Below are 8,651 nucleotides of genomic sequence, written 5' to 3'. Positions count from 1 at the left end.
ATCGGAAATCTCGTTGGCACGCAACACGGGGACAGTCTCGAGCATCCAACCGCCAATATTTGGCAGACACGCTCTAGGACGATCGGTGAGCAGAACCGCGAGAATATCTGCCTGATCGCCAGGACGTCCCTGCTGACTGGAACACCACCGCGTTCTCCACGTGGAGCCTGTCCACGCTCACCGAGCATCTGATCGCCAGGAAGGCGGTGCCGGCGATCAATCGGGAAACGCTGCGCCGGATCCCGCGCGGCAAGGTCACCTGGCAGGCCACCACCACCACGTGGAAGGCGTCCACTGATCCGGACTTTGTTGCCAGATTCACGCGATCTTGGACCTGTACGACAATTCACCGGAAGATGGGCGGGTGGTCTGCGTCGACGAGTTCGGCCCTCTGAACCCGAAGCCCAGCAAGGACAAGTTGCTGGCGCACACCGCCAACGCGCGACGTATTTCCGCCACGACGGTGTGATGCACATGCTCGCCGCACTCGCCTTGCCCAGCGGCAGAATGTATTACCGCATCCGGCCACGCAAACGCTCCCGCGAGTTCCTCCACCAGCTCAAGGCGATGCGGTCCCGCTGGCCCGGGGAAAAGCTGTATGTGGTGCTCGACAACTTCTCCCCGCACCGACACCCCTCGGTCGGCGACTGGCCCGCATCCAATGACGTGGAGTTGGTGTTCCTACCCACGTACGGGTCGTGGCTGAACTGGATCGAGTCCGAGTTCGCGGCGCTGCGGTACTTCGCGTTGAACGGGACCGACCATCGCAATCACGCCGAACAGAACTCCGCGATCGCCACCTACATGCGGTGGCGCGATGCTCACGTCGAACCGAAGATCACGTTCGCACCAGACTCACCGATCCGTTCGTGGACCGAGTACCCGGCCAAGGTTGCCTGACAAGTCACTACCGCCCCATAAATCGTGGGGTACGTCGCTCCACGAAGGACCGGGGACCCTCCGCCGCATCCTCGCTGGCGAAGACGCGCGCGGCCAGTTCGGCCTCGATCATGAACGGACGCTCCATCGCGGCCGCCTTCATGACGATCTCCTTGGTCGCCCGGACGGCGAGCGGTCCCGAGGCGCAGATCCTCTCGGCGACACGCAACGCCTCCACCTGCAGGTCAGCAGCCGGGACCACCCGATTGACCAAACCGGCCTGAGCCGCGCGGTGTGCGTCGATCGGACTACCCATGAGCAGCAACTCCATCGCGATCGCCCAGGGAATCTGGTGCGCGAGCCGCGTCACCGTTCCTTGGGCACCAACCAGGCCGAGCGTGGCCTCGGGGGTCCGGAAGGTGGCGTGCTCCGCGGCGATCCGGACATCGGTACCCAGCAGGAGTTCCATCCCACCCGCGATGCAGGCACCGTTCACCGCTGCGATGATCGGCGTGTACACCTCCGAGAGGATCCGCTTGGAGGGATCGGGGATGACCGCGCTCAGGTCCCCGGTGGTCAGCGTCGGAATGAGTTCCCTGAGGTCACCCCCGGCGCAGAATACGTCTGCGCCCGCCCCGGTCAACACTGCAACTCGGATATTGTCGTCGGCCTCGATCTCGTCGAAGACCTCCCGCAAACGCTGAAACATCGCGGCCGTGATCGCGTTGCCCACCGATGGCCGGTTGAGCGTCACCACACAGATCCCATCGGATCGATCGACAAGAATCGGCTCGGATCCGACATCACTACTGTTCATTCGCTGAACCTCACTGACTGATTGAAGGAGCGGTCACTTCCGGACGTCCGCGTACCGCTGTCGAACGAGCGCAGCCGCGTCGATCGTGAGGACGCGTGTCGACCCCATGTCGATCGCACCGTGCCACCGGACCACTGCCCGGCCGTCCGACCGTAGCCGAACCTCGAGCGGCACCATGGAGCCCGTCAACGTGTCGCCGGCTCAAGCCGGCGAACTCAAGCGCATCTCGCGAAAGCCCAGTCCGGCCATCATTTCCGTGGCACCGAGCACTGCCCGGAACTGAAGGACCTGGAGATCGCCAGCACGTGCGCGCCACTGGCCACCAGGCCACCGAATTCCGATACTGCAGCAACCTCTCTGTCGAGGTGAAACGGGAACGGATCCCACTTGCTCGCGAACTCGATGATCTCGTCCCCACTCAGGTACCAGGATCCCAGTCCGATCCGCTGACCGACCACGAAGTCCTCGGCAAAGATCGTGGGTCCGCCGACGTGACTCGGGGTGCATACTCACCGAACCGACCCGACCCGCACTCTATGCATTCTTGTAGAGCGCATCGATGATCGTGGCGTATTTGTTCACGACGGCACCTCGCTTGAGCTTGAGTGTCGGCGTGAGCTCGTCACCACCCGGGACCCAGTCCTGCTCGAGCACTCGGTACCGTTTGATCTGTTCCGGGCGAGACAGATTGGCGTTGGCTGCGGCAACGGCTGCATCGAGTTCTGCCACCACCTCGGGATGGTGAATCAGCTCGGCAACGCGGTGCGCGGACAGGCCCTTTCCGACTGCGAATCGCCGAAGCTCCTCTGGGTCCAGGACCAGGAGTGCCACGTTGTACGGGCGCCGGTCCCCCACGGCAACCGCGTGATTGACGAGGCGAGTCGCTCTGGTGAGTTCACTCTGGATGAGGGTCGGCGACATGTTCTTGCCGGCCGCATTGATGATGATGTCCTTCTTGCGGTCGACGATGCGCAGGTACCCGTCCTCCTCGATCTGTGCGACGTCGCCGGTGTGGAGCCACCCGTCGGCATCGATCGCCTCAGCGGTGCGCTCGGGCATCCCGCGGTAGCCACTCATAACGTTGGCACCCTTGAAGAGGATCTCACCGTCGTCGGCGAGTCGCACCGTGACACCGTCGAGCGGCGGCCCGACGGTTCCGAATCTAACCCGCGACGGCGGGTTCGCGGTGCAGACTGCCGAGGACTCACTCATCCCGAATGCCTCGCCGACCGGAACCCCGATGGCATGGAAGAACTCGACCATCTCCGACTCGACGGGCGCGCCACCGACGATGGCGGACACGATGCGATCGAGCCCGACCTGCCGCTTGAGGTGGCTCAGCAGCGCCGCGTCCTCCGGCGTGGTTGTCGAGTCCGGCCGATCGAGTCCCGCGGCGAACGCTTGCTGTTCGGCACGGACCCGTTCGATCCCCAAGTCGATTACCCGGCGGAACTGCGCCCGGCGGCTCTCGTCGACGTCGTCGTTCGCCGCATCGAGAATGTTGGTGCGCAACTTCTCCCACACTCGGGGGGTCGAGGCGAAGAAGCTCGGGCGCGCAGCGACGAGACCGTCGAGAACACGCGCGGGATCGCCGCAGACGCTGATGCTGAAGCCCAGCATCATGGCGACGTAGTGATCCATCATGCGGGCCATCGCGTGTGCCATCGGCAGGAACGAGAGTTGATTCGCGCCAGCAGGGATCTCCATGCGATCGGCGAGCGTCCGCATGGCGAAGGTGATGTTTGAGTGGGTGAGCTCCACGCCCTTCGGCGTGCCGGTGGTGCCTGCGGTGTAGACGAGCGTGACGACCTCGTCGGGCGAGACCTCGGCGGCGGCAGCAGCGAGGTCGAGACTCGGATCGGCCCGCTCGACCAAGGTGGCCCAGTCGAGCAGCGAATGCTCGTCGGTGGACATCAGCACGACCATCTCGACGAGAGAATCGAGTTCGAGTGCCCGATCGAAGAACGCCGCCTCCGTGATCACAGCTCTCGCACCGGAGTTCTCCAACACGAAACGCATCGCGTCGAGGGAGGCACTGTTGTATAGCGAGAAACAGGTGATCCCGAGATGAAGCGCAGCCGAGTCCACGAAGTGGAACTCGCGTCGTGAAGTGAACATCACCGCGATCGTGTCGCCGCGCCGGAGGCCCAGTGCGCGAAGCACCCCTGCCGCGGTTCGGACCTCCTCGGCGTATTCCGACCATGTCAGCGGCGGCAGTTCGTCCTGTGCGTTGAAGGCAATCTGCTCGGGGAACTCCCGCACGGTGAGCTGAAATGCCTCTGCCAGCGTACTGGCGTGAAATGCCTTGGGCCTATCTAGATGATTAGTCATTACTCGTCCTTCCGGAGTTGTGCGGGTTGGGTGGCGGTCGCCGACGCCGAGCTCCTGTTCGCTCGCTCGACCGCTGACCCGTCAGTTGACGATTTCGTTGAGAGCACGATCGATGTCCTCCGGCGACCAGGTCTCGCGCGTCACCCCGTTGTCGGGGAAGGCGGCCAGGTTCATCACCTTGAGGTCGTGCTTCTCCAGTCGTAGGACCTGTCCGGTGAATCGGACCCGGTCGCTCATCAGGTACACCGCGAGTGGTGCCACCTCGTCGGGGACGGGAAGTTCGGTGTAATCGATTCCAGGGATGGGATTCTCGGTTAGCATGGGGGTCTGGGCACTGGGCGCGATGGCGTTCACGTAGACACCATGTTTAGCCAGGTCCACGGCCCAGCCGTACGTCAGTGAGGACACCCCACCCTTGGTCGCAGCGTATGCGCTCGTGCGTGCGCGCCCGAGGTGGGCCGTGGAGGTGACGTTGACAATTCGGCCACCACCGAGCCGAACCATGGCACGGGCGGCGTGAGTCCCGACGAACGCCGTTCCGAGCAGGTTCGTCTCGACGAGGCGTCGGTAATCCTCCTCGCGATCTTCGAGAAGGTTGCCCATGTGCATGATTGCCGCATTGTTGACCACCGCATCGACCGCGCCGAATTCGTCGACGCACAACTCGACGAGAGCCTGAGCAGTGTCCCAATCTGCGACCGATCCGACGTGGGCGACGGCTCTCCCGCCTCGATCCACGATCTCCGACACGACAGCCTGCGCTCCTTCGGGATTGACATCGTTGACCACGACGGCCGCCCCCGACGCAGCAGCTGCGAGCGCATAACTTCTACCCAGCCCCTGGCCCCCGCCCGTGATGACGACGGACTGGTCGTCCAGAATTCCCATTGGCTCATATCTCTTTCGGGTCGGTGATTTGAGAGCGCTCCAGCCCGGAACGCGACTCAGTGTTTCGTTTCGATGAACAGAGCTTCCGCTTCCACGCAGAGCGTTTCGCCGTCGCGGATGCTACCCCTCAGGTATCGCTTGCGTCCGGACTCGGCGGTGAACGCTGCCTCCAGGGTCAATGGCGTGTCGATCGGCGTGATCGAGCGATAAGAGACATTGAGGTACGCCGTGCGTGCCGCAGGACGTTCCCAGGACGCCAAGGTTCCCAGCAACTCGTCGAAAATCAGCGGGATTGCCCCACCGTGCACGGCTGCGATCCCCAGATAGAAACGCCCGAAACGGATCTCGGCTCTAAGGCTGTGGTGATCACGTTCCACAACCTCGAACCTCGGCGTCAACGACTGGCCGCGAGTCGGGTGATCTGGGAGATTGGCGAAGTCCTGTTCACCCTCACTCACCTGGACTGCGGCCAGCCGAGCCGACTGGAACTCCAGGACTCCAGCCAACTCCCGTGCGTGCGCCGGGGAGATCTTCGCACCGGCCAGCAGGTCCTGGAAGTCGCGCATCCGATCGACAAGCTCCGGAAAGACCGAACCTCGGAGATCCGGAACAGGCCTTACGCCTCCCTCGCTCGTCGAGGCAACCGGTCGGTGCGTACTCGTGTCCATCTCACTTGCTCCCAGAATGTCTCTCGGTGATGCGCGGACAGGATGCCCGCCCTGAGAACCGGACCAAGCTGTCGTTTATTTTGAGAATACTTGACTCAAATCAGGGAGTCAACGGTTCGGTAAGGAATAGAGCGCTCCGGATCCAGAGTCATCAATACGCTTGAGGGCATTCGCATCCGACGTCATCCGGTGGGGAAGAAACACGCCCGCGCAGTAACTTTCGCACCAGCATCCAGACACTGAAAGCACCCGCCTGCGCAGACCCGACACAATCCACTTCGGCTCACAATTGCTTTGTCCCGAGGGCTGAAAGCCCTCGGGACAAATGGATCCCGGTACCGCCACCGAATGACTCCCGCGCTCGCCCACACCTGCGGTCTCACGAATACGGGGACAGGTCAGTACGACTTGGGCAGACCCAGGGAGTGCTCGGCTACGAAATTGAGTACCATTTCACGGGAGACGGGTGCAACCTGAAGCAACCGCGCCAGCCACCACATGTCGGTCAGGCCGTACTCTAGGGCGAAGCCGTTGCCGCCGTGCACCTGAATGGCACTGTCGAGACAATGCACACTGGCCTCCGCTGCGAGGAACTTGGCCATGTTGGCGGACTCTCCGGCCTGCAGGCCGGCGTCGTACAACCTGGCCGCCTTCTCCAACATGAGCCGAGCAGCTTCCAACTCCACCTTCGCTTGCGCCATGGGATGCGCCACCGCTTGGTGTGTGCCGATGGGCACACCCCAGACCGCCCGCTCCTTGACGTAGCGCGAAGCCTTGTCCAGCGCGTAACGACCGATGCCGACACTGAATGCGGCTCCGAGGACGCGTTCAGGATTCAGGCCGTCGAAGACAGCCCTGAATCCACGATGCAACTCCCCGACCAGCCGATCCGGACCGAGCTCCACATCCTCGAGGAACAATGTCCATTGCCGGTCCGGCGCCTGCAAGGCCGTGGGAATCGGTTGGCGAGTCAGTCCCGGCGCATGCGCGTCGACGATGAACAGCGAGAGCTGCCCCTTGTTGGTGCGCTCGTCCGTACCGGTGCGCGCGACGACGAGAATTGCATCCGCATCATCGACCCCGGAGATGAAGGTCTTCACACCTGAGAGCACGTAGTTCCCGCCCTCCACCCGGGCGCTGGTCGCGATACCCTGCGAGTTCGACCCCGAGTTCGACTCCGTCAGCGCGAAGGAAAACTTGAGCGTCCCCGCAGCGAGGCCACGCAGCCAGCGCTCCTTCTGCTCATCCGTGCCGTACCTAGCGAGGATACTTCCGGCGATCGACTGCGAGTAGACCAGCGGCTGCAGGGGACACCCGACCGCCGCCAGCTCCTCGGCCACGATCGCCAGCTGCCACAACGTTCCACCGCCACCGCCGTACTCCTCTGGCAGGCTGATCCCCAGGAAGCCCAGTTCCGCGAGCGCCTGCCACAGCTCGGTGACCGGCTCGCCCGCCTTGGTCCTGGCCATGAAGTACTCGTGGTCGAATTTCTTGCCCACGTCTGCCACGACCTGACGCAAGCTGACATCGTCCTCCGACGAGACCAGGTCAATGACGGGTGCGTTGGTGTTCACTCTTCTCCCTACATCTTGCGCTAGACGACGATCACGGTCGCATGTCCCGAATCCGACCCACTCACCCCCGATTGGGTGAACGTTCGTTCTCGGAACGAGAGTATAAACGAATGAGACACAATGTCCACCACTTTCCGACACCCGAACCACGCCACACACCAATCGAGAGCGATCGTTCACGCCGAGACCGCCCCTGCGTGCGCGGCAACGATCAACGACAGGGACCGGAACCCACCCGCCATCTCCGGCCGCCGCCAGCATCAACAAGCCTCCACAGGCACCGCACCACGAAGGCTTTCACCAACTAGAACTAACAAGCCTTCTCCATTTTGCAACCATATGTCTTTAAATAGCCAGAAGGGGTGCCGATTGAGCGACGACATCACGCGAGGATCCTGAGCCTGCGCATCCACACTCGTCCGCTGAACAGACTGACTCTAGTGCGAGCTAGCGGGTCGGCCATCGGGCAGACCCGTGACCTCTGCCAGTTCGACGGTGGCGTGCAAGAAGCACGGCGACCACTTCAGATCGGGATCGGCGACTGGACCGGCGCCGGTGGTAGCGGCGGGCGGTGAGCACTCCACGACCCAGGACATCCGAGTCCTGCGCAGATCGTGCCCTCATCCGTTGACCGGGAGGGTAGATCATCCGCCAGGCTGTGGCCGATCACCGAGAGCGCGATGACCGGCCGTCGACGTCGTTGCTCGAGGAGAACCGGCGTCTGACGAAGGAGAACGCCGAGCTGCGCCGTGTCAACGACGTATTACATGCGGTGAGTGCGTTTTCGCGTCCGAGATCGACCCGACCGGGAGGAGGTTATGAATGCGTTGTCGCGAACCGCCCAGACACACACCGCTTACCTTTCGGCCGGATGTCGACGACCGCCCAGTCGGGGGGCCCGGGAGCGTCACCGCAGCTGATCCGGTGCCATCCGGCTGCGAGCAACTCGGCGATCACGGTATGGGCGGGCGCTGCCGCAGATCCATCGAGATGACATCTGTGACTTGGTGATGGCGACGTGTGCCACACCACGAGATTCGAGCCATATCCGGCGTCTGCCGTCCTGAGCGTACGCCTCGTCGCCGGTACGCCGTTCGAACGGCATACCCACGTCGAGCTGCTTTCGATTATCGATTGAGCCACTTCGGGTTTCGCCGTATAGCGCACTTCGTCGTCGATCGTCGACAACGACCTCACGCACATCCATCACGCAGCCCGTCGCAGTCCCAGGAATTGCAGTTCAGCAGCGGCCGCATACCCTCCGGCCCCGCATCACTGCACGCTGATTTACGATCGAGCCGGTTCATCGCCTGCCGGTCGATCGACCATCATCAATATTTCTCGAAGAGTGAGGTCTGAAATCGAAATGAGTTCGCATCAATTTGACGGCAAGGTTGCCATCGTCACCGGGGCCGGTGCAGGAATGGGACGCGCACATGCCCGACTTCTGGCCTCGCTCGGGGCGTCCGTGGTCGTCAACGACGTCGGCGACGC

General features: G+C 63.0%; 8 protein-coding genes and 1 pseudogene. 2 read left to right on the top strand and 7 right to left on the bottom strand.

Features of this window, described 5'->3' with window-relative positions; translation table 11 throughout:
- Positions 1-328 precede the first annotated feature (328 nt).
- Together MLGJGCBP_RS51060 and MLGJGCBP_RS51055 are read left to right on the top strand one after the other, a co-directional pair.
- Positions 329-469, top strand: coding sequence for a hypothetical protein (locus tag MLGJGCBP_RS51060; RefSeq protein WP_201453039.1), 141 nt, complete (start codon positions 329-331; stop codon positions 467-469).
- A 5-nt stretch (positions 470-474) separates the two neighbouring features.
- Positions 475-900 carry a transposase gene (locus MLGJGCBP_RS51055; protein ID WP_201453038.1) on the top strand — a complete coding sequence of 142 codons (426 nt, stop codon included), beginning with the start codon at positions 475-477 and terminating at the stop codon, positions 898-900.
- A 7-nt stretch (positions 901-907) separates the two neighbouring features.
- On the opposite strand, the gene MLGJGCBP_RS46305 is transcribed toward MLGJGCBP_RS51055, so the two are convergent.
- From MLGJGCBP_RS46305 to MLGJGCBP_RS52740, 7 genes and pseudogenes are all read right to left on the bottom strand, one after another.
- Positions 908-1,696: an enoyl-CoA hydratase/isomerase family protein gene (locus MLGJGCBP_RS46305; RefSeq protein ID WP_160095754.1), complete on the bottom strand. Its 789-nt coding sequence runs from the start codon at positions 1,694-1,696 to the stop codon at positions 908-910.
- 248 nt (positions 1,697-1,944) lie between these two features.
- Positions 1,945-2,154 carry a MaoC/PaaZ C-terminal domain-containing protein gene (locus tag MLGJGCBP_RS54560; RefSeq protein WP_160095752.1) on the bottom strand — a complete coding sequence of 70 codons (210 nt, stop codon included), beginning with the start codon at positions 2,152-2,154 and terminating at the stop codon, positions 1,945-1,947.
- A gap of 76 nt (positions 2,155-2,230) precedes the next feature.
- Entirely contained in the window at positions 2,231-4,027 is a 1,797-nt protein-coding gene (locus MLGJGCBP_RS46295; protein WP_160095750.1) for an AMP-dependent synthetase/ligase, read from the bottom strand.
- 81 nt (positions 4,028-4,108) lie between these two features.
- Complete coding sequence (locus tag MLGJGCBP_RS46290; protein WP_160095748.1) at positions 4,109-4,915, bottom strand: SDR family NAD(P)-dependent oxidoreductase; 807 nt, start codon at positions 4,913-4,915, stop codon at positions 4,109-4,111.
- Positions 4,916-4,971: 56 nt separating this feature from the next.
- On the bottom strand, positions 4,972-5,481 hold the full coding sequence (locus tag MLGJGCBP_RS46285) for a PaaI family thioesterase (RefSeq protein ID WP_160095746.1): 510 nt from the start codon (positions 5,479-5,481) through the stop codon (positions 4,972-4,974).
- A gap of 500 nt (positions 5,482-5,981) precedes the next feature.
- Positions 5,982-7,136, bottom strand: coding sequence for an acyl-CoA dehydrogenase family protein (locus MLGJGCBP_RS46280; protein ID WP_201453040.1), 1,155 nt, complete (start codon positions 7,134-7,136; stop codon positions 5,982-5,984).
- An 873-nt stretch (positions 7,137-8,009) separates the two neighbouring features.
- Positions 8,010-8,473 (bottom strand): annotated as a pseudogene (locus MLGJGCBP_RS52740) (IS701 family transposase); the annotation flags it as partial.
- Between the last annotated feature and the right edge of the window lie 178 nt (positions 8,474-8,651).

The organism is Rhodococcus sp. T7, assembly GCF_009872365.1.
In the GTDB taxonomy this organism is placed as follows: domain Bacteria; phylum Actinomycetota; class Actinomycetes; order Mycobacteriales; family Mycobacteriaceae; genus Rhodococcus_F.
The sequence above is the reverse complement of the archived record's forward strand: the minus strand, read 5'-3'. Positions and strand labels throughout refer to the sequence as shown.